General features: G+C 64.6%; 19 protein-coding genes and 2 pseudogenes. 10 read left to right on the forward strand and 11 right to left on the reverse strand.

Going from position 1 to position 20,786, the window contains the following annotated elements; genetic code table 11:
* Nucleotides 1-147 precede the first annotated feature (147 nt).
* The 6 genes from ACSSV4_RS06115 to ACSSV4_RS06140 all read left to right on the forward strand — a co-directional run bounded on the left by ACSSV4_RS06115 (nucleotide 148) and on the right by ACSSV4_RS06140 (nucleotide 5,341).
* Complete coding sequence (locus ACSSV4_RS06115; protein ID WP_454274102.1) at nucleotides 148-585, forward strand: DUF6789 family protein; 438 nt, start codon at nucleotides 148-150, stop codon at nucleotides 583-585.
* A gap of 63 nt (nucleotides 586-648) precedes the next feature.
* Nucleotides 649-1,176, forward strand: coding sequence for a peroxiredoxin-like family protein (locus ACSSV4_RS06120; protein ID WP_454274103.1), 528 nt, complete (start codon nucleotides 649-651; stop codon nucleotides 1,174-1,176).
* A 101-nt stretch (nucleotides 1,177-1,277) separates the two neighbouring features.
* Nucleotides 1,278-2,048 (forward strand): 3-hydroxybutyrate dehydrogenase, encoded by a 771-nt coding sequence (locus ACSSV4_RS06125; protein ID WP_454274104.1) that lies wholly within the window; start codon nucleotides 1,278-1,280, stop codon nucleotides 2,046-2,048.
* A 2-nt stretch (nucleotides 2,049-2,050) separates the two neighbouring features.
* The gene (locus ACSSV4_RS06130) at nucleotides 2,051-3,481 is read left to right on the forward strand and encodes a dihydrolipoyl dehydrogenase (RefSeq protein WP_454274105.1); all 1,431 of its coding nucleotides are present in this window, start codon (nucleotides 2,051-2,053) and stop codon (nucleotides 3,479-3,481) included.
* 27 nt (nucleotides 3,482-3,508) lie between these two features.
* Entirely contained in the window at nucleotides 3,509-4,252 is a 744-nt protein-coding gene (locus tag ACSSV4_RS06135) for an acetoacetate decarboxylase (RefSeq protein ID WP_454274106.1), read from the forward strand.
* Between the two features lie 45 nt (nucleotides 4,253-4,297).
* Nucleotides 4,298-5,341 carry a patatin-like phospholipase family protein gene (locus ACSSV4_RS06140; protein WP_454274108.1) on the forward strand — a complete coding sequence of 348 codons (1,044 nt, stop codon included), beginning with the start codon at nucleotides 4,298-4,300 and terminating at the stop codon, nucleotides 5,339-5,341.
* A 242-nt stretch (nucleotides 5,342-5,583) separates the two neighbouring features.
* Here the strand turns inward: ACSSV4_RS06140 and cynS are convergent, their stop codons facing one another.
* From cynS to ACSSV4_RS06160, 4 genes are read right to left on the reverse strand one after another with little or no spacing between them, the layout of a single operon-like run.
* Complete coding sequence (cynS, locus tag ACSSV4_RS06145) at nucleotides 5,584-6,054, reverse strand: cyanase (protein ID WP_454274110.1); 471 nt, start codon at nucleotides 6,052-6,054, stop codon at nucleotides 5,584-5,586.
* 23 nt (nucleotides 6,055-6,077) lie between these two features.
* Nucleotides 6,078-6,977: an ABC transporter ATP-binding protein gene (locus ACSSV4_RS06150; protein WP_454274111.1), complete on the reverse strand. Its 900-nt coding sequence runs from the start codon at nucleotides 6,975-6,977 to the stop codon at nucleotides 6,078-6,080.
* Nucleotides 6,978-6,990: 13 nt separating this feature from the next.
* Nucleotides 6,991-7,824, reverse strand: a complete 834-nt coding sequence (gene ntrB, locus ACSSV4_RS06155) for a nitrate ABC transporter permease (RefSeq protein ID WP_454274113.1) — start codon at nucleotides 7,822-7,824, stop codon at nucleotides 6,991-6,993.
* Nucleotides 7,825-7,827: 3 nt separating this feature from the next.
* Nucleotides 7,828-9,216, reverse strand: a complete 1,389-nt coding sequence (locus ACSSV4_RS06160) for a CmpA/NrtA family ABC transporter substrate-binding protein (RefSeq protein WP_454274115.1) — start codon at nucleotides 9,214-9,216, stop codon at nucleotides 7,828-7,830.
* A gap of 313 nt (nucleotides 9,217-9,529) precedes the next feature.
* Between ACSSV4_RS06160 and ACSSV4_RS06165 the strand changes: the two genes are divergently transcribed.
* A complete protein-coding gene (locus ACSSV4_RS06165) occupies nucleotides 9,530-11,302 on the forward strand; it encodes a sigma 54-interacting transcriptional regulator (RefSeq protein WP_454274117.1) in 1,773 nt (590 codons plus the stop codon).
* Nucleotides 11,303-12,172: 870 nt separating this feature from the next.
* On the opposite strand, the gene ACSSV4_RS06170 is transcribed toward ACSSV4_RS06165, so the two are convergent.
* Together ACSSV4_RS06170 and ACSSV4_RS06175 are read right to left on the reverse strand one after the other, a co-directional pair.
* Nucleotides 12,173-12,961, reverse strand: a complete 789-nt coding sequence (locus tag ACSSV4_RS06170) for a nucleoside phosphorylase (RefSeq protein ID WP_454274119.1) — start codon at nucleotides 12,959-12,961, stop codon at nucleotides 12,173-12,175.
* Entirely contained in the window at nucleotides 12,958-13,311 is a 354-nt protein-coding gene (locus tag ACSSV4_RS06175) for a MerC domain-containing protein (RefSeq protein WP_454274121.1), read from the reverse strand. Before ACSSV4_RS06175 ends, ACSSV4_RS06170 begins: the two co-directional genes overlap by 4 nt.
* A gap of 177 nt (nucleotides 13,312-13,488) precedes the next feature.
* On the opposite strand from ACSSV4_RS06175, the gene ACSSV4_RS06180 reads away from it, so the two are divergent.
* Complete coding sequence (locus tag ACSSV4_RS06180) at nucleotides 13,489-14,391, forward strand: haloalkane dehalogenase (protein ID WP_454274122.1); 903 nt, start codon at nucleotides 13,489-13,491, stop codon at nucleotides 14,389-14,391.
* Nucleotides 14,392-14,626: 235 nt separating this feature from the next.
* On the opposite strand, the gene ACSSV4_RS06185 is transcribed toward ACSSV4_RS06180, so the two are convergent.
* Nucleotides 14,627-15,058, reverse strand: a complete 432-nt coding sequence (locus tag ACSSV4_RS06185) for a sterol desaturase family protein (RefSeq protein WP_454274123.1) — start codon at nucleotides 15,056-15,058, stop codon at nucleotides 14,627-14,629.
* 66 nt (nucleotides 15,059-15,124) lie between these two features.
* Between ACSSV4_RS06185 and ACSSV4_RS06190 the strand changes: the two genes are divergently transcribed.
* Nucleotides 15,125-15,820, forward strand: coding sequence for an ArsR/SmtB family transcription factor (locus tag ACSSV4_RS06190; protein WP_454274124.1), 696 nt, complete (start codon nucleotides 15,125-15,127; stop codon nucleotides 15,818-15,820).
* A 25-nt stretch (nucleotides 15,821-15,845) separates the two neighbouring features.
* Here the strand turns inward: ACSSV4_RS06190 and edd are convergent, their stop codons facing one another.
* Complete coding sequence (gene edd, locus ACSSV4_RS06195) at nucleotides 15,846-17,657, reverse strand: phosphogluconate dehydratase (RefSeq protein WP_454274126.1); 1,812 nt, start codon at nucleotides 17,655-17,657, stop codon at nucleotides 15,846-15,848.
* A gap of 469 nt (nucleotides 17,658-18,126) precedes the next feature.
* On the opposite strand from edd, the gene ACSSV4_RS06200 reads away from it, so the two are divergent.
* A complete protein-coding gene (locus tag ACSSV4_RS06200) occupies nucleotides 18,127-18,543 on the forward strand; it encodes an Rrf2 family transcriptional regulator (protein WP_454274127.1) in 417 nt (138 codons plus the stop codon).
* A gap of 18 nt (nucleotides 18,544-18,561) precedes the next feature.
* Here the strand turns inward: ACSSV4_RS06200 and ACSSV4_RS06205 are convergent.
* The 3 genes and pseudogenes from ACSSV4_RS06205 to ACSSV4_RS06215 form a co-directional block, all read right to left on the reverse strand.
* Nucleotides 18,562-19,183, reverse strand: a pseudogene (locus ACSSV4_RS06205) (DUF2478 domain-containing protein).
* Nucleotides 19,093-19,710, reverse strand: a complete 618-nt coding sequence (locus ACSSV4_RS06210; protein WP_454274129.1) for a molybdopterin-binding protein — start codon at nucleotides 19,708-19,710, stop codon at nucleotides 19,093-19,095. Before ACSSV4_RS06210 ends, ACSSV4_RS06205 begins: the two are co-directional and overlap by 91 nt.
* Nucleotides 19,634-20,443, reverse strand: a pseudogene (locus ACSSV4_RS06215) (hypothetical protein). Before ACSSV4_RS06215 ends, ACSSV4_RS06210 begins: the two are co-directional and overlap by 77 nt.
* Nucleotides 20,444-20,786 lie beyond the last annotated feature (343 nt).

Here is a 20,786-nt window from a genome sequence, read left to right on the forward strand (position 1 = left end):
GCGCTTGCTGCCGACCGGTCGATGCCGGGCACCGATCCTCTGCGGCGCGACATCACGTTGTCGTGTGAAGCGTGGAACGCACGGAACGAAGCACATGTCTCGGCGTTCACGGCACAGGATATGTCACATAGAGGAAGGGCCATCACCATGACCAATATCGCAAAAGGACTGCTCGCCGGGTTTGCGGCCACTATCGTACTCTCGCTTCTGATGCTCATGAAGGGGGCGATGGGGCTGATGCCGGCACTGGATCCGATCGGTATGATCGCGATGATGATGGGGGTGTCGACGGCGATTGGCTGGGCGATTCACTTCATGATCGGCACCGTTATCTGGGGCGGCGGATTCGCGGTACTCGAGCCGCGCCTGCCCGGCAAGGAGATGTGGCTGAGAGGTGTCGTGTTCGCCATCGGCGCCTGGCTCATCATGATGGTGGCGATGATGCCCATGGCGGGGGCCGGGCTCTTTGGCATGCAGTTGGGCATGATGGCCCCGGTGATGACACTGGTGATGCATATCGTGTTCGGTGCGGTGCTTGGCTGGGTCTACGGCATGTTGCTGGGCCGCGGGACCGCACATCCCTGAGCGGTGCCTGGGCCGCGACCGAAAGGCCGAGTATGAAAGTTCTGCAAATTGAAGGAGATCATCATGACGAAGAAGCTCAAATCCGGTGAACGCCTGCCCGAGATCAGCGTCGCGCGCCTTGGCGGCGGCGACATGACCCTTGGCAAACCGGTGGACGATCACGACTGGCAGATGGTGGTGGTCTATCGCGGCCAGCACTGCCCGATCTGCAAGACCTACCTCGCGGAGCTCGAACGCACCGCGCCCGAGTTCGCCAAGGCAGGGGTGGGGATCGTGGCCGTATCCAGCGATCCCGAGGATCGCGCCCGGAGTTTCACTGACGAGATCGGCGTCACAGTCCCGGTGGGCTACGGCCTGACGGTGGAGCAGATGCAGACGCTCGGCCTCTATGTGTCCGAGCCGCGCTCCGAGAAGGAGACGGACCGTCCCTTTGCCGAACCGGGGATATTCGTGATCAATGGCGACGGGCTGTTGCAGGTCGTCGACATCTCGAACGCGCCGTTCGCCCGCCCGGATCTCGAGGGGCTCGCCAATGGGCTGAAGTTCATCCGCGACAACGACTATCCGATCCGTGGCCAACTGGCAGCTTGAAGAAACATCTGACAGCTGGTCCCGTCGAACACACCCGTCATCCGGCGCGCGGCGCGGATGACGGGCTCATTCTTTTAAGCGTCAAGAAGGACACCATACCCATGAACCTCGAACACAAGATCTGCGTCATCACTGGCGGCGCGAGCGGTATCGGGCTTGAAATCGCCAGGACCTTTGCGGCGGCGGGCGGCAAGGTGGCGATCGCCGATATCGACCTCGATGCGGCGAAAAAGGCCGCGACGTCGCTCGGCGACGGGCATATGGGTGTCGAAATGGATGTGACCGATGAGGGCGCCGTGCAACGCGGCATCGCATCGGTGATCGACACCTATGGGCAGGTGGACATTCTGCTGTCGAATGCCGGTATCCAGATTGTGAAACGCGTCGAGGAATTCTCCTTCGACGAATGGCGCAAGGTCGTGTCCATCCATCTCGATGGTGCCTTCCTGACCTCAAAAGCGGTGCTGCCGCAGATGTACAAGCAGGGCTCGGGTACGATCCTCTACATGGGCTCGGTGCATTCGCAGGAGGCCTCGGCGCTCAAGGCACCCTATGTGTCGGCCAAGCACGCCCTGATGGGCCTGGCGCGGACCATCGCCAAGGAAGGCGGCGAAAAGGGTGTGCGGACCAATGTGATCTGCCCCGGCTTCGTCAAGACGCCGCTGGTGGAAAAGCAGATTCCCGAACAGGCCAAGGATCTCGGCATCTCCGAGGAGGAGGTCGTCAATACCGTCATGCTGGGCGAGACGGTGGACAAGGAATTCACCACCGTCGAGGATGTGGCGCACACCGCGCTGTTTCTCGCCACCTTTCTGAGCAACGCGCTGACCGGTCAGAGCATCGTGGTCAGCCACGGCTGGCGGATGGATTGATCATGCTTGAGGTTGATGTTGCCATCATCGGCGCGGGCACGGCGGGCATGGGGGCTTACCGCGCGGCGCGCAAACATACCGACCGGATCGTCCTGATCGAGGGCGGTCCCTACGGGACCACCTGCGCGCGTGTGGGCTGCATGCCGTCCAAGCTGCTGATCGCGGCGGCGGAGGCGGCCGAGGCCGTGCGCGAGGCTGCCGGGTTCGGCGTTCACGCCGCCGCGCCGCGCATTGACGGGGCGGAGGTGATGGGCCGGGTGCGGCGCGAACGCGACCGCTTTGTCGGTTTCGTGATTGAGGCGGTGGAGGCGATCGACCCCTCGCACCGCCTCAGGGGCTGTGCACGGTTCGAGGGGCCGAACCTGCTGCGGCTCGACACCGGCGAGACCGTGCGCGCCGCGCGCATCGTGATCGCCACCGGCTCGGCTCCGGTCCGCCCGAAGATATTCGACGCTGTCGGCGACCGGCTGATCGTCAATGACGATGTGTTCGGCTGGTCCGATCTGCCGGGTGCGGTCGCGGTCTTCGGCGGCGGGGTTCTTGGGCTGGAGCTGGCGCAGGCGCTGCACCGGCTCGGCGTGCGCGTGCGGCTCTTTGGCAAGGGAGGGGGCGTCGGCCCGCTGAGCGATCCGGCGGTGCGCGACGCTGCTGCCGCCGCCATCGGTGCCGATCTGCCCTTCGATCCGGATGCCGATGTGCAGGAGGTCACCCGCGAGGGGGATGAGGTGGTGGTGCACTTCACGGAGCATGGCCAAGTGCGGCAAGAGCGGTTCGACTGGCTTCTGGCCGCAACGGGCCGGGCACCGGCGCTCGATCGGCTTGACCTTGCCGCCTCGGGGCTGACCCTCGATGAGCGCGGCGCCCCCGAAGTCGATCCGGCGACCATGCAGTCGGAAGGCGGCCACATTTTCTTTGCAGGCGATGTCGCGGCCCGCATCCCGCTGCTGCATGAGGCTGCCGATGACGGCCGTATCGCGGGTGATAATGCCGGGCGCTTTCCGAAGGTGCAGACCCACCGCCGCCGCACGCCGCTGGGCATCGTCTTTACCGATCCCAACATCGCCACGGTCGGCGCGTCCTTTGCCGACCTGTCCGACGCCGCGTGCGACTTCGCCACGGGTGAGGTGGATTTCGCCGATCAGGGCCGCGCCCGCGTTCTGCGCCAAAACTGCGGCCTGCTGCGCATTTACGGTGAGCGCGGCACGGGTCGTCTTCTGGGGGCCGAGATGGTCGCGCCGCGGGGCGAGCATCTGGCGCATCTTCTGGCCTGGGCGGTGCAGACCGGCATGGATGTGGATACGGCACTGGAGATGCCCTTCTATCACCCTGTCATCGAGGAAGGGCTGCGCAGCGCCCTGCGCGACCTGAGCGTGAAGCTGGGTCACCGCTCCGAAAATCCACCGCATTCCATCGACTGCGGTCCTGGCGCGTGACCTCCAACCACAACCGAAAGACGTATCATGAAAAAAGAAGACATCCTGTCGCTCGCCGGCATGCCGGCGGGCAACCCGAGCTATCCGCACGGGCCTTACCGCTTTGTCGACCGGCAATATTTCAATGTCATCTACGAGAGCGACCCCGAGGCGATTCGCGAAATGGTTCCGGAGCCGCTGGAACCCGATGGTTCGAATACGGTGGTTTATGAATGGATCGACATGCCCGACAGTTCCGGCTTCGGCGCCTATCAGGAGTCTGGCATCGTGATCCCCTGCCTGCTAAACGGCGAGCCGGTCAACTACACCGCGATGATGTTTCTCGACATCGAGCCCCCCATTACCGCAGGGCGCGAGATCTGGGGCTTTCCCAAACGCTGGGGTGAGCCGTCGCTGCGGGTGGAAAAGGACACGCTGACCGGGACGCTCAATTATGCCGGGCAGCGGGTGGCGATGGGGACCATGGTCTACAAGCACGAGACCGCCTGCGACGATCCCGAAGAATGCGCCAGGAAACTGGCCAAGACTGCGGTCAATCTCAAGCTCATTCCCTGCGTCACCGGAAAGCCCCGGATCGCCGAGTTGGTCGCCTTCGAGATGACCGAGATCACCGTCAAGGGCTTTTGGCGCGGGCGCGCGCGGCTGCATCTGGTGCCGCATGTCAACGCGCCGGTGGCGGACCTGCCGGTACGCCGCATCGTCGAGGGCCAGCATATCATCGCGGATCTGGCGCTGCCTTATGGGCGCGTCGTGCACGACTATCTGACCTGAGTGTCGCGCGGTCAGCGCATTCCCAACCCAAGAAGGGCCAATCACATGGCACCCAAGACCAAACTTGTCAATCTCGCCCTGCAGGGCGGCGGCGCACATGGTGCCTTCACCTGGGGGGTGCTGGACCGCATCCTCGAGGATGGGCGGCTTCGGATCGCCGGGGTTTCCGGCACCTCGGCGGGGGCGATGAACGCCGTGGCGCTGGCCGAAGGCTTCAACCGCGACGGTTCCGAAGGTGGGCGCGCGGCGCTTGATCGTTTCTGGCGCGCCATGAGTGATGGCGCGAAGAACAGTCCCTTGAAGCGCACATTCTATGACAAGCTGACCGGCAACTGGGGGCTGGAGAACAATCCGATCTATCACGCCATGGACGCCCTCTCGCGGATTGCCTCGCCCTATCAGCTCAACCCGATGAACAGCAATCCTCTGCGCGATCTGGTGGAGGAGAGCATAGATTTTGACAGGGTGCGCAACTGCACCGCCTTCAAGCTCTACATCTCGGCCACCAATGTGGAGAGCGGCAAGGTCAAGGTCTTCCCGCGCGAGGAATTGACCGTGGACATGGTGATGGCCTCGGCCTGCCTGCCGAACCTCTATCAGGCGGTCGAGATCGACGGCGTGCCCTACTGGGACGGCGGCTATATGGGTAACCCGTCGCTGTTTCCGTTTCACGGCGAGACCGGAACCGATGATATCGTGGTGATCCAGGTCAATCCGATCGAGCGCAAGGGCGCGCCGAAGACGCCGATGGATATCCAGAACCGAATGAACGAGATCAGCTTCAACGGCAGCCTGCTCAAGGAACTTCGCGCGATCGACTTCGTCGACCGGCTGATCCGCGAGGGCAAGCTCTCGGCCGAGGATTACCGGCAGGTGCGGGTGCATGTGATCGAGAACCAGGCCGAATTGAAACCCCTTGGCGCCTCGTCCAAGATGAATGTGGAATGGGATTTCCTGACCATGCTGCGCGACATGGGCCGCGAGACGGCGACCCGCTGGCTTGATGACAACTTCTCCGACATAGGCACACGCGCGACCGTCGATCTGCGTGCGATGTTCGAGGGGATCGGCGGCCAGCACCAGGGATGACGGGGACAAACGTCACGGCGGTGAGGTGCCCTGTCCCGCACGGTGCCAGCCCGCCGACCCGATCATGCGGACGGAGCAAGCACGACGGTTCGCTCCTGCAAAGCTTGGTTTCCGGCGCTGTCATGGCTGATCTTTCCAGTCATGTGACCGAAGTGAAAACAGGCCCGCGCTTGCGCGAAAGCCTGTTCGATGGCCGTCAATCCTGCATCTGCGCACGGGTGTGGGCTGTCACGGGAATCTGGTCACCAGGAATTGTAGCCCAGGAACTTGCCCGACATCTCGATCTTCACGCGGTCGCCCTTTGGGTTGGCGACACGCTCGATCTGCATGTCGAAGTCAATCGCCGACATGATCCCGTCGCCGAACTCTTCCTGGATCAACGCCTTGATCGTCGGGCCGTAGACGCCGACGATCTCGTAGAGGCGATAGATGCAAGGGTCGGTCGGCACCGCCTGTTCCCAGATCTTGGTCGGGTACTCTTCCAGCACGTCCTTGGACTCGGCGGGCAGGTCCAGCAGTTTCACCAGTGCTGCGGCCTTGTCGGCGGGCATGGCGTTCATGCCCATGCAGGCGGAATGGGTCCAGACCGGCGACATGCCGATGCCCTGCGCGATCGCCTCCCATGTCAGGCCGGATTTCTTCTTGGCGATGAGGACTTGCGTGGTCACATCCTCCTTGGTCATCAGGCCGGGCATATCGTAATTATCCTTCATCTCTCTCTCCTCTCCTGGGTCACTCAAAGGTTAACGGCAAGTAGCCGGGGTTCGTCGTCATCTGACGGCGCGGTCTTGTCGATGCGGACCGGCGCGGGGCTCTGCGGCTCACCACCGGACGGGGTGCCCGACAATTCGCGCGAGCGCTGCCCGAGGAACTGCACCAGATGATTGCGGATCGCGTAGTAATTCGGGTGCTCCACGATCTCGGTGCGGTTGCGCGGACGCGGAATGGTGATCTCAACCGATTCCGCCACGCGCGCAAAGGGGCCGTTCGACATCAGCAGGATGCGATCCGCGAGCAGAATGGCCTCGTCGATGTCATGGGTGATCATGAACACCGTCTGCTCGGTACCGCCCCAAATCTTCAAAAGCTCATCCTGGATCGTGCCCCGTGTCAGCGCGTCGAGCGCGCCGAACGGCTCGTCCAGCAGCAAGAGCTTGGGGTGATTGGCAAAGGCCCGCGCGATAGAGACCCGTTGCCGCATGCCGCCCGACAACTGGCTGGGCTTGCGGTGGATCACGTCACCCTCCAGCCCCACCATGGCGAGATACTCGCGCGAATGCGCCAGTACCTGGGCGCGGGACCAGTCGGGGTGGCGCGCGGCGACGCCGAAGCTCACGTTCTTGAGCGTGCTCAGCCACGGCAGAAGCGAATAGTTCTGGAACACGACGCCCCGGTCGAGGCTGGGGCCCGACACCTCGAAGCCGTCCATCTTGACCACCCCGCTGGTGGGCTCTGCCAGCCCGGCGAGGATGTTCATGATGGTGGACTTGCCACAGCCGGAATGGCCGAGGATGCAGACGAATTCGCCCTTGTCGATGCCGAATGTCGCATCCTCGAACACGGTGAGTATGCCGCCCTGCCCATCCGGGAAACGCTGGGTCAGATGCTCGATGGAAAGAAATGGTTTGATGGACATCGGTTTGCCTTTCCTATTCCGCGTAGGCCACGGCCCGCTGAAGCGCGCCAAAGGCCGCGTCCAGCATCATGCCGACAACGCCAATCATGAGGATCGAGAAGATGACCGAGGTGAGGTCGAGGTTGTTCCACTCGTTCCAGACGTAATACCCGATGCCGGTGCCGCCCACGAGCATCTCGGCGGCAACGATCACCAGCCAGGCGATGCCGATGGAAATGCGCATGCCGGTCACGATGGTGGGCGCGGCGGCGGGCAAGATCACCATGAAGGCGGTCTTGAGGTGGCCCAGTTCATGCGTGCGCGCCACGTTCACCCAATCCTGACGGACCCCGGCCACGCCAAAGGCGGTATTGATCAGCATCGGCCAGATCGAGCAGATGAATATCACGAAGATCGCGCTTGCCTCGGAATCCTGGATGATGAACAGCGCAAGCGGCATCCACGCCAGCGGCGAAATAGGGCGCAGCACCTGGATGAACGGGTTGAGCGCCTTGTAGGCCACGGGCGACATGCCGATCAGAAAGCCGAGCGGAATGGCGATCACCGCTGCCATCGCATAGCCGGTCAGCACCCGGTAGATCGAATAGCCGATCTGGATACCGATGCCCTTGTCGTTGGGGCCCGCGTCATAAAACGGGTTGCTCAGTTCGGCCCAGGCCTTGGCGATGACCGCGCTTGGCGGGGGCACACCGGCCTTTTGCGCGCCGCCGCCGGTCAGGCGCTCGTATTCGGTTAACTCACCGACGGCCTTTTGCGCCGGGATGGCGGCCTCCCAGATCAGGAGACCGACCACGAGCATCACGACAGACAGCAGCAGCGCGCGTTGATTGAGGGAAAGCGTTGCCATCGTTCAACCCTTCCCGATGGCGAAGCTCTTGACGTAGGCGTCCGGTTCCGCCGGATCGAAGGTCTTGCCCATGATGGTGTGCGATTTATAGGTGATGTCGGGTGCCGTGTAGCCCAGATCTTCCATGACTTTCCTGGCATCGGCCGCAAGGTAGACCTGCTCGGCCACCGCGCGATAGTCCACATCGCCCTCGATATAGCCCCAGCGTTTCATCTGGGTCAGAATCCAGACGCCCATCGAATGCCACGGGAACGGGTCGAAATCTATCCGGTCGGGCACCTGTTTCACCTCGCCCAGACCGTCGGCATAGGTGCCGGTCAGCACCTGTTCGATCACCGGCACCGGCTGGTTGAGATAGTTGGTCGGCGCGATTGCTTCGGAGATTTCCTTGCGGTTCTCGGCCTTGGAGGCGTATTGCGTCGCGTCGATGATGGATTTCAGCAGCGCACCATAGGTGTTGGGCAGGTCGGTCGCAAAGCTGAGCGGCGCGGCGAAGGCGCAGCACGGATGCCCCTCCCAGATCTCCTTGGTCAGCACATGGATGAAGCCGATCCCCTCCCACACGGCGCGTTGATTGAACGGGTCGGGCGAGAGGTAGCCATCAAGGTTGCCCGCGCGCAGGTTCGCCACCATTTCGGGCGGCGGCACCACGCGGATCTGGATGTCCACATCCGGATCAAGCCCATGCTCGGCCACGTAATAGCGCAGCAGGAAGTTGTGCATCGAGTACTCGAATGGCACCCCGAAGGTGAAGCCCTTCCATTGCTTGGGATCACGCTTGTCCAGATGCTCGTTCGACAGCACGATGGCCTGTCCGTTGATGTTCTCGACGGCGGGCATGATGTAGGGAACAGCGGTCGAGCCCGCGCCAAGCGTCATCGCGAGCGGCATCGGCGTCAGCATGTGACTGGCGTCATATTCCCCCGAGAGCGACTTGTCGCGCGCCACCGCCCATCCGGCGGTCTTGATGACGCTGGCATTGAGACCGTAGCGCTCGTAAAAGCCCATCGGCTGCGCCATGATGATCGGCGTGGCGCAGGTGATCGGCACGAACCCGATGTTGAGATCGGTCTTTTCCGGCGCACCAAGATTGTCGAGGATCGCCGCCTTGGCCGCATCGAGCGGGAATACCGACGCCAGCGCCGCGGCGACCGTGCCGCCGCCCATCATCCCCATGAAAGAACGACGACCAATGTCGCTATGACCAAAGACCGAGCGCACCACAGCACTTTCGACCGCTCGTTCCAGCATGTCCTCGGAGGACATGCTGGCGGGCTCGGCGTGGCCAGCATCGTGGCCATGCCCCGTCTCGCACCTGTCGCAGCCGCAGTCAGCCGCGTGGCGCAGATCGGTTTTTTCGGAAAACGGATTTCCAAGGCTCTTGAACGTCATTGGCTTTCCTTTCGGACATGATTGCGCCCATATTTCCAAGGGAAGCGTCACCGGGGAAGCCTGTGTCTAAAATTTGTGCGATCCATGAAAATTCAAGCATAACAGATATTTAACGGGTTGTGGCCGCAGTGCAGAAATTCGAAAAATCGTAAGTCACGAGAATTCGTGATTACCGATTTCCCGTTTCCACTATGCTGCGTGCATGAACACTCCGTCTGATGCCATCGATTCCCTTGTTTCCGCCCTTCCCCAGCCTGCGCTGATCCTTGACACGCGATCTGATACTGTGCGGGGCTGGAACGGGTCGGCTGCCTTGCTGCTGACGGGCGCGACCGAGACGCCCGCAGGCGTGCGCTTTTCCACGTTGCTGGGACCGTCACTGCCCCTGTTTGTGGTTTTTGTCGAAGAGGTGGACCACCGTGGTGAAAGCTGGACCCGCGATGTCGAACTCGTGTCGCTGGACGGGCGGCCGTTGCGATGCGAACTTCGTGCGCGCCTTATGTCGGACCAGCCGGGCCTCATGCTGCTGGTCCTCACGGATCTCGCTGCCTTCGAGCGGCGCACGGCGAGGGTCGAAACCGCAAAGATGCATCGTGCGGGAGTGACCGAGTGGAAGCGCGCGGAGCGGTTCTTTGCGGAGCTCGAGCGTGAAAACCAGTTGATTCTGAACGCCGCGGGTGAGGGGATTTACGGCGTCAATGCCGAAGGCAAGACGACCTTCGTAAATCGCGCCGCGCGCGAAATGCTGGGCTGGACCGCCGAGGATCTTCTCGGCCGGAACATCCATGCGATCATCCACCACCATCACCTGAACGGCGATCTGTATCCGGCGCATGACTGCAAGATCTACCAGTCGTTTCGCTTCGAAAAGGTCAATCGCATCGACAACGAGGTGTTCTGGCGAAAGGATGGCAAGCCGATCCGTGTCGAATATGTGTCGACCCCGATCTACGACCAGCAGGTTCTGGTGGGCGCGGTGGTCATTTTCCGGGACATCACCGCGAGAAAGGAAAACGAAAGAAAATTGCACGAGGCGCTGCAGGAAGTCGCCTCGCTTCGTGACAAGCTCGAGCAGGAGAACGCCTACCTGCAAGAGGCGATCACATCCGAGCGCGCACATCACGACATTGTCGGCACATCCGCAGCCATCCGGCAAATTCGCGCGCGGATCGATCTCGTCGCCCCGACCGATGCAACCGTTCTCATCTCTGGCGAGACCGGGACCGGCAAGGCGCTTGTGGCGAATGCCATTCACAAGGCCAGTGCGCGGTCGCGGCGGGCCATGATCAATTTCAAATGTGGTGCGGTGTCCGCCGACGATGTCGAGGTCGAGCTTTTCGGTCAGGTGCGCGGTGCCTTTGCAGAATCCACCCGCGACAAGCCAGGCAAACTGGAACTGGCGCATGGTGGCACACTCTTTCTCGACGATATCACGGAGTTGCCTCTCGAAACGCAGGGTCGGCTGCTCCAGGCGCTTCAGACCGGCACCGTGACCCGGCTTGGCGATACCCGCGCCAAATCGCTCGATCTGCATGTCATCGCGGCAATGAACGACGACCCCGAACGCGCAGTGAAATCCGGAAAGTTTCGAGAAGACCTCTTGTTTTTCCTTAATGTCTTTTCGATCGCGTGCGTCCCTCTGCGCCAGCGCCCGGAAGACATTCCGCTATTGGCCTCGCATCTGCTCGAGGTCACCTGTCGGCGGCTCAACCTCGCGCGACCGACCATCACCGAGCGCGCGGTGCAGCAGATGATGGATTATCCCTGGCCGGGCAATGTGCGGGAGTTGCGCAACGTCCTCGAACGGGCGGCGATCCTGTCGGTCGGCGGCAAGATCATCCTCGAAATCGGCCGGACCCGTCCGGGCACGAGCGGCGACATGACACCTATCCGAACGGAAACCGAGATGGAGAACATGGTCCGTGACAACGTGATCGCCTGCCTGCGCGAGGCCCGCGGCAAGGTCTCGGGGCCCGGCGGCGCGGCTGAACTGCTGGGCGTCAGACCGACGACCCTCTATTCAAGAATACAGCGTTTCAAGATCGCGGACACCGAATGGAAGAAAGACGAATTGGGACGCCCATAAGCTCCACCTCGCTCCGAGATCCAGTGCGCCGAGCGTGCCCGTGAGGCCGAGATTGCCGTGGAAGCTACGGGCTGCGTGCTGCGCCATAGGTGGCCTGATCTGTCCTCTCTGCGCGTCCTGACGGCGCCTGCGCAGGGCACGGGCTGGACCTCCGTCGCGCGCGTTCTGCTGAGCGGCGACGCGGGAGCGCGCGATGCGTTCTTCGTCGGGGCGGTTTCGGTCGAGGAAGGACAGGCTGAGCCGGGTTGGCCCTATCCGGTGGCGATCGAGGATGCGGAGGCCAAGATCACCGCCGCTGGTTGGTATGCCGTCGCCGAGCCGCACGCGGTCGTCCCCGATCGTGCCGAGCAGCCGTTAAAGGCAAAGAATGGACATGAGAAAGATCCTGGTCGCTCTTGCCACGGCGGTTGTCCTGACCGGTGCTGCGGACTTCGGTGCGCGGACATGGGCCGAAGCGGTTCGCGGACCTGCCCGAGCGGCGTTGGATGCCCGATCATCGCGACCCGCCTGCCGCGTTCGGCGGCGGTGATCGTGGTGGATACCCGGCTGATCCGGCGCCGATCAGGGCGATGTCGCATTCTTCAATCGCGTGGAGCGATGTCATGGCCTAGCCCTCCTGTTCTGCATGCGGCCCGGACCGCCGCACGCGCAGGCGCGCCACCGCATCTATTTGCGCCGCCATGTCGTGCGCCTGCGTTTCATCCTGCGCCGACGTCAAGGCCCGCACCGAGCGCCTTCTGGCTGATATCCGGCCAAGGATTGCGGAACTTCAACGCATCGAGGCGGCATTGGCCGAGACAGCCGCGCAATGCTCCGGCACGACGGTGCCTGGCTGCGCGGTGTGCGACCCGCTCGCGCGCCGGGTGTTGCTTATCTCAGCCGTGCCGCGATCCGTGCGACGACGCGCAGCGCCTCGTCGCTGCCATTCTCCGCGCCTTTCTCGAAGTCGCCTTCGATGGCGCCCAATTGGTTGGTGACATGGGCGAGGCAGATCACGTCGCGCCCGCGCGCCTTTGCAAAGGCATAGAGGGCGGCGGCCTCCATCTCGACCGCGAGGATGCCGCGAGCGCGTGCTGCCGTGATGGCGGCCTCTGTCTCGCGAAACGGAGCATCGGTGGTCCATGTCGGGCCGCTCAGGACGCGCGGGCCATCATCGTCCATACCTCTGATCCGTGCCAGAAGATGGTCGGGCGCGACGCTCCAATCCGAGGCTGGCAGGTAGTGATAGCTCGTGCCCTCGTCCCGCCACGCCCGGTCGATCACGATGAAATAGGGCGGTGCGCCCTGCGGCGTGATCTGCCCCGAGGAGGTGACGCTGATCAGCAACCGGCAGCCTGATGCGAACATCTCTTCGGCCACCAGCACTGCGAAGGACGCCCCCACGGCGCAGCCCACCACGCCAATTTCCTGCCCCTCAAGGTCGAACACCCACATCTCGGTGTGATAGCAGACCCACCCCTTGTGCCGCCGTGCACGACCCTGCGCACAGAGCGCGCGGACGATATCGCCATCGGGATCGAGCAGGCAGATCTGCGGCACCGTCAGCCGCTCTGCGCCCTTCTGCCGCCGCGCCTCGCGCAAGAGACTCTCAGGCGTAAAGGCCGAGGGCGCGCCGTGATCCTTGTCGCGCAGGAGCGGCGGCAGGTCCGCGTCGCTCATGCCCGCCCGCCGTGCCAATCGGCATATGTTCCGAGGCACAGGAGCGCGAAACCGCCCAACTCAGCGGGCAGGGAATAGCTGACATACATCGCAAAACCGATCAGCGCCAATCCGGCAGCGCCCAGCAGAACCGGCACGCCGCGCCCGTGCCGCCGCCACCGCAGCGCCAGTGCGGCCACCGCGAGCGCGGCGAGAAGCACGATGACCCCGGCCCACACCGCCTCGTTCAGCGCGATGCCGATGCCGAGCGCACCCAGAAGCCCCACTGCCGCCAGCGTGCCGTAACAGGCAATGAGCGACAGGGCGGTCGCCAACGGGGCCAATCCGCGTCGCGAGGTGGTGTCGGTCATGGCCTTGTCCTTTCAACCGGTTGCGCCGCCTTGTGGCAGACGGGATGCTGCGGACAATCTGACGCCCTGACAACCCCTGTCGCGATCAACCCGGCGTGAGCCGCGCGCGTGATCGTTGACAAGGGCCGCGTGCCCCGCGCAGGCAGGGGCACGCCATCGCCAGAGGAGCCTTGCCCGATGTCCGCCACCGGCACGCCCGATCTGCCCTATCCCTCGCATTACGCCGAGGTTCTTGGCGCACGGATGCATTGCATGGCCCACGGCGCGGGCGACACGGTGCTGTTTCTGCACGGTCAGCCGACATGGTCCTACCTCTGGCGCAATGTCATGCCCCGGCTGGAGGGTTGCGGTCGGCTGATCGCCGTCGATCTCATCGGCTATGGCCTGTCGGACAAGCCCGATCTGGACTACGGGATCGAGGATCACATCCGCTATCTCGACGCCTTCATCGACACGCTGGGGCCAGACCCGATCACGCTGGTGACGCATGACTGGGGGTCTTTTCTGGGCTTTCACTATGCGCATCGCCACCCTGACCGGATCAAGGGGATCGCCTTCATGGAGGCGCTGCTCGATCCGGTGCCGGGCTATGAGGCGTTCGATCCGGCAACGCGCGACTTTTTCCAGACGCTGCGCGCCTCGCAGGAAAATGCCGAGCGGATGATGGTCGAGGACAACCAGTTCGTCGAGGGGATCCTGCCCGCCATGATCCGGCGCGAGCTGAGCGCGGCGGAGACGGACGCCTACCGGATGCCCTGGGCCGACAAGACCAGCCGCCACATCCTCTGCCGGTTCCCGCAGCTTCTGTGCATCGGCGGCGAGCCTGCGCATGTCCATGTGATGCAGACCGCCTATATGCGCTGGCTCGAGCAGAGCGACCTGCCCAAGCTCCTGTTGCAGGCCGACCCGGGGTTGATGCTGCCACACGCGGCGGCCCAAGGCTATCGCGCGCGGCTGCCCAATCTGGAGATAACCGAGATCGGCGCGGGCCTGCATTACGTGCAGGAGGATCAGCCGCAGGCCATCGGCGACGCCATCGCGGCATGGATGCGACGGCACGCGCTGGTATCGGGCGGCTGAGAGGGCACGCCCCCATCCGAGGCATGTGCAAGAAAATTCGGAATTTTCTTGCATTCAGAACACCAGCACCTTGTCGGCGGCGGTCGTCGCCTCGGTCAGGTCGTCCATGGTCGAGCGCGTGGTGCCCTCCATCATCTCGGCGTCTGCATCATGCTTGGCCAGCGCATGCGCCATCCGCCGCCCATTGCAGCTGCGCTCGGTGCCATAGGGCGGATCGTGGAGCAGGACAGGTATTTCACGGTCGCTCCTTCCTGATGGTATCCACATCCAGCGCACCGCCGCTCGCCGGGCCGCGCAAGGGCTGCTCCAGCATCCGGTGCAGCCGCCACAGCCCCGGCACCGCGTGAAAGAGCACATGCTGCAGGTAGATCGCAAGATCGAGCACCAGCACCGAGACGAGGATCGCCACCCAGCCGGGCGCGGCGATATTGTTGAAGAGGCCCCAGCCCTTTTCGCCCCCGATCACCGCCAGCCCGACCGCGAGGACCGGAAAGGTCAGCCGCAGGATCACGGTGTCCAGCACCACCAGCCCGAGATTGTTGGTCCAGCGGAGCACGCGCGGGATGTCCTGCCGTCGGCGCGGCGCGGAGAGTTCCCAGAGCATCATGCCGATGAGAATGCCCAGAAAGATCGCGAGACGGATCGCGGCCTCTGCATTCAGGAGCATGTCCCACATGAGCGGGCTTTTCGGGGTTGCGACGTGGCACCAAGCAGCAATGATTCAAGCAATCACTTGAACGATTATAGGCGCACCCCCGCCCTGTCAATCAGCCCGAAACAGGCCCTGCTGAAGGAATATGCCCTCGTCGCGCAGGCGCTGGCCGCTCCCGCGCGCCTCATGCTGCTGGAGCAATTGGCGCAGGTGGAGGCGGCGGTCGAGACGCTGGCGCGCAAGACCGGGCTCACGGTCGCCAACGCCTCGCAGCATCTGCAACAGCTGCGCCGCGCCGGGCTCGTCACCGGCCGCCGCGCGGGCAAGGCGGTGATCTACCGCTTGCAGGACGCGCGCAGCATCGCGCTCATGGGGCTGCTGAGCGAGGTGGCCGAGGCCAATCTGGCGCAGGTTACCGATATCCTCGCCGGGCTCTCCGGGGATGCCCCCGCGCCCGAGCCGATCACCCGCGCCGATCTGGCCCGGCGGCTCGCGCAGGGCGCCGTTACCCTGCTCGACATCCGCCCCGAGGACGAGTTCGCCGCAGGCCACATCCCCGGCGCGCGCAACACCACTTTGGCCGATCTAGACCGGCTCCTGCCCGCGCTCGACCCCGAGACCGAAATCGTCGCCTATTGCCGGGGGCCCTATTGCATCTACGCCCATCAGGCCGTGGCCCGCCTGCGCCACCACGGCTTCAACGCGCGCCGCATGAACGGTGGCCTGCCGGAATGGCGCGAGGATGGGCGGGCGGTCCGGACACCGTCATCTGCCTGATGTGGCAACGCCGAAGGGCAGGGGATCAGCCTCCGAAAATGCTGGCGCCGGTGGTGGCTGAACCGGTTGTGTTGCGGAACACGGCAAAAAGCTCGCGGCCCGTGCCGGTGTGGGTGGCGCTCAGATCCGCCGTGGCAGGGGCACGCTCCGCCGCGCCCGGTGTCAGGATGTCGAGCGTGCCCTGCGTCGCGTCCACCCGCAGCAGGTCGCCGTCCTGCAGCCTCGCAATCGGGCCGCCCTCCACCGCCTCGGGGCTGACATGGATTGCCGCCGGCACCTTGCCCGAGGCCCCTGACATGCGCCCGTCGGTGACCAGCGCCACCTTCTGCCCGCGCCCCTGCAGGATCGACAGGAGCGGCGTCAGGCTGTGCAGTTCCGGCATGCCGTTGGCCTTGGGCCCCTGAAAACGCACAACGACGATGACGTCGCCGGTCAGATCCCCCGCCTTGAACGCCGCCTTGACCGCGTCCTGATCGGCAAAGACCCGCGCCGGCGCCTCGATCACCCGATGCTCGGGCGCCACCGCCGACACCTTCATCACTGCCGTGCCCAGCGATCCGGCCAGACGCACGAGACCGCCTGAGGGCTGGAACGGGTCAGAGACCGGCCGCAGAATTCGGTCATTGAGGCTCGTGCCCGTGCCGGTCTGCCATGTCAGCCCCTCCGGGGTGAGCTTCGGTTCTTGCCGGTACTGACCAAGCCCGCCCCCGGCGACGGTTTTAGTGTCGGGATGCAGCAGGCCGTGATCCAGCAACTCGCCGATCATGTAGCCGAGGCCCCCGGCGGCGTGGAAATGGTTCACATCCGCGAGCCCGTTGGGATAGACCCGCGCCATCAGCGGGGTGATCTCGCTCAGGTCCGAGAAATCCTGCCAGTCGAGCAGGATGCCGCCCGCGCGGGCCATGGCAATCAGATGAATGAGCAGGTTGGTGGACCCACCTGTCGCGTTGAGCCCGACGATGCCGTTCACAAAGGCGCGTTCGTCGAGAATGTCGCAGACCGGGGTATAGTCGTTGCCCAAGGCACTGAGGGCGAGGGCGCGTTTCGCCCCTTCGACGGTAAGCGCGTCGCGCAGGTCGGTATTGGGGGTCACGAAGCTCGACCCCGGCAGGTGCAGCCCCATGAACTCCATCAGCATCTGGTTGGTATTGGCGGTGCCGTAGAAGGTGCAGGTCCCCGGCCCGTGATAGGAGGCCATCTCGGCCTCCATCAGCGCGTCGCGGCCGACTTCGCCACTGGCGAATTGCTGGCGTATCTTAGCCTTTTCGTCATTGGGCAGTCCGCTCTGCATCGGCCCTGCGGGCAGGAACACCGCCGGAAGATGGCCGAAGGCCTGCGCCGCGATCACCAGCCCCGGCACGATCTTGTCGCAGACGCCAAGAAACACGGCGGCGTCAAAGGTGTTGTGGCTGAGCGCCACCGCAGCCGCGAGCGCGATCACGTCGCGCGAAAAGAGCGACAGCTCCATCCCCGCCTCGCCCTGGGTGACCCCGTCGCACATCGCGGGCACCCCGCCCGCCACCTGTGCGGTGCCGCCCGCCGCGCGCGCCGCCTGACGGATCAGATCGGGGTAGCGCTCGAATGGTTGATGGGCCGACAGCATGTCGTTATAGGCGGTCACGATGCCGAGATTGCCAGCGCTCGTGCCCGCCAGCCGCGCCTTGTCCGGCCCCGAGGCGGCATAGGCATGCGCCTGCCCGCTGCACGACAGATGCGCCCGCGCCACTCCCTTGGCACGCGCCGCTGCCATGGTCTCAAGATAGGCGCTCCGCGTGGGCGCGCTGCGCGCGATGACCCGGTCGGTCACCCGCCGTACGGTGTCGTTCACTGCGGTCATCTTGAGGCTCCTGTCTGGTGGCAAACGCGTGCGGCGATCATCACCGATATTGGACACTTGAAACAGAAGATCGATTCGAGGGTCATATGTCTATCTCTCGCCTGCGGCGTGCGTCGCGGTGCAGAACACCCGATCCATCCGAAATTGGTGAGTGCGAATGCGTCTGTCATGTCATCTCCTCCGTCGCAGCGGCAGGTCAAGGCTGAAGAACTGGTCTTGGTTAGCGCTAACACATTTGGCGCGGAAAGGTAATGAAAAGCAGCTTTCGCCGGGGCACTCCAGATCACGTCGGTCCGGGGGATTGATCCCGGCGCGCGCCACCATGACAGCGTTGCGTCTTATGTCATGGGCCATCCCGCCCCGGACAATATCGGCGGATGGTGCGCGCCGCACCGAGTTCCGGTTGCCGCTGGTGTCGATCATGTTAATTGGTATTGTGAATTCCTTTACGGCAGAGGGCCCAGCGGTCATGCGTCTCACCTCCTTCACCGATTACGGCCTGCGCATGTTGATGCGGATGGCGGGTGCGCCATCGCGCACGTTCTCCACCGCCGAGCTTTCGGAAGACCTCGGATTGTCGCGCAATCATCTGGCCAAGATCGTGCAGCGCCTCGCCCGCGCCGGGCTGATCACGACACGCCGTGGCGGCGGCGGCGGTGCCGCGCTGGCCCGGTCGGCGGCGGACATCCGGCTTGGTGCCGTGGTGCGCGTGCTCGAAGAAGGGCACCCGCTGGTCGAGTGTCTGGGTGCAGATGGCGGGGCCTGTACGCTTGACGGCCGCTGTCGGCTCAAGACCCGGCTGCGCTCGGCGGAGGCGGCGTTTCTCGCCGATCTTGATCGCTCCACGCTCGCCGACATCGCGCTTGCCCCGTCACCGGCGGCGTGACGACGGGGCAGGGGGCCGTCAGGTGGTCTGAGCGGCCGTCCCGGCCACATTCTGCGCCCAATCCCTCAAGGCACCCGCTTGGGCGGGCAATCGGCGCGCCATCCCGTGCGCAAAATCCTCAAAAGCAGCGTGGGTCAGGGCATTGAGGCCAATGAGAATCGGCACGCCCTGTGACAGCGCCTCGGCGATCACGTCGCGAAAGCCCCTTCCCTCGGCCTCATGCTTGCCGAACTTGTTGATGATGAGCAGGTCCGCGCCCTCTGTGAGCCGTGCCGCGACCAGCCCCACCGCGGCTTCCAGCGCGTCCGGGTCGAGCCGACAGGCGCGCCAGCGGCCCCCGGTCCTGGCTGATGCGCAGAACCGGGCCATCGGGCAGCACCCGCACATCCATGTCGCAGGTCTGGGCATCCGTGCGCGCGGTGTTGATCTGGACGGTGCCGCAGCAGCGCAGGCCACGCGCGGCCAGGTCAGCGGCCAGCCCGGCGAGCAGCAGGTCGATATCCCCGCGCCCAGGGGCCATGGTGTAGGCAAGGGTCATCTGGAGCCTCCTCAGATCTGGCTGAACGGTTGAAAGGCGACGCGTGTCCCCTTGGGCAGATGCGCGGTCTCCGCGGGCAGGATCATCAGCCCGTCCGCCCATGGCAGGCGCGCGACCCGGCCTGAATGGGTGGCGTCAGCGAAGCGGATGAGCTCGCGGCCATCGCCATTGAGGCCGGCAAGGGTGGCGGGCCGGAATTCGCAGCGCCCCGGCTTGCGCGAGATCGCGGCGGAGGTGACGACATGCCGATGGGCCGGGCCGGTGTCGGCCATGCCGCTCCGCGCCCGTATCAGGGCAAGGCCAAAAACCTGCCATGTGACATAGGCCGAGAGCGGATTGCCGGGCAGGCCTAGCCAGACGGTGGGCCCGATCCGCCCGAGGCTGACCGGCTTGCCCGGTTTTGTCGCGACGCCGCTGAACAGGATTTTGCCGCCAAGGGCGTCAAAGGCGGGTTTCACGTGATCCTCCTCGCCCACCGAAATCCCGCCGGTGGTGATGACGAGATCCGCCGTCTCGGCGAGGTCACCCAATTGCCGGGTCAGTCCCGCGCGGCTATCGGCCCCGTGGGTGGTGGCGACCAGGTCGATCTGGACGCAGCACAGCGCCGCGCGCAGCATCGGGCCGTTCACATCCGGGATCTGTGCCGCGCCGCGCGCGCCCTGTCGGTCGCACCTCGTCACCGGTCACCAGCAGCGCCACGCGCAACCGGCGAGTGACATCGACATGATCCGCGCCGGCGGCGGAGCAGGCGGCAATGGCCCGATCCCCGAGCCGTGTTCCCTCGGCCAGTGCTCGCGCGCCCGCAGCCATGTCGCTGCCCGCCGGGCGGATGCTCAGGCCCGGGGCAGGGCGGCGGGCGAGACGGAAGATATCCCCGTCGCGCGTGACCTCTTCCTGCATCACCACGGCATCGGCCCCCTCGGGCACAGGCGCGCCCGTGAAAATACGGGCCACCGTGCCGCGCGCCAAGGCGGGCGCATTCCCACCCGCAGGAACGCGTGCGGCCACCGGCAGGGATCACGGGCCATCCCCCGTCAGATCATGGGTCGCGAGCGCATAGCCATCCATCGCGGCGTTATCAAAACCCGGTGCCATGGCCCGCGACCGGACCAGGCGGGCGAGCACCCGACTCGTGGCGCGGTCGAGCGGCACGGTCTCGATACCGGTGACGGGGGCGATATGGGCCTTGAGGCGGGCCAGTGCCTCATCGACGTCGATCAGGTGCTTGAGCACCTCCTGTCCGTCACAGCCATAGTCCTGTGGTTCGATCGCCTGACACGTGGTCATTCCTAACGCTCCTTTGTGAAATGTCCCGGCCCGATGCTGCAATCGAGATCGCGCGAAAGGCCGTCTGTCTCCCATGGATTTCCTTCTGCAGGTCCTCGAAGGTGTCGTCCTGCGACCGCTTTGAGAATCGGCCGCCGAGGATTCCCGCGCAGTTCGGGACCTTCTCGGTCTTCTCCATCGCCGTGCCGGAGATCTTTGTCGGGGGCCGCGCGGTGGGGCACAGATCCATGTCGGATACGGGTTTCAGATGGTCATGGCCGAAATCGAATGGCTCGTAACGGGCGTCGGCCTCTGGGGTCGAGGGGGCGGCGGAGACAATCGAGAGCATCCGACACTTGGCCCCCTGCCTGGTCTGTGGCGCGTCGGCGGTCGGGGGCATCCACGCGAACAGGTCTGTGCATTGCAGACCGGGGCAAGT

This window comes from Roseovarius sp. MBR-154, from assembly GCF_053628595.1.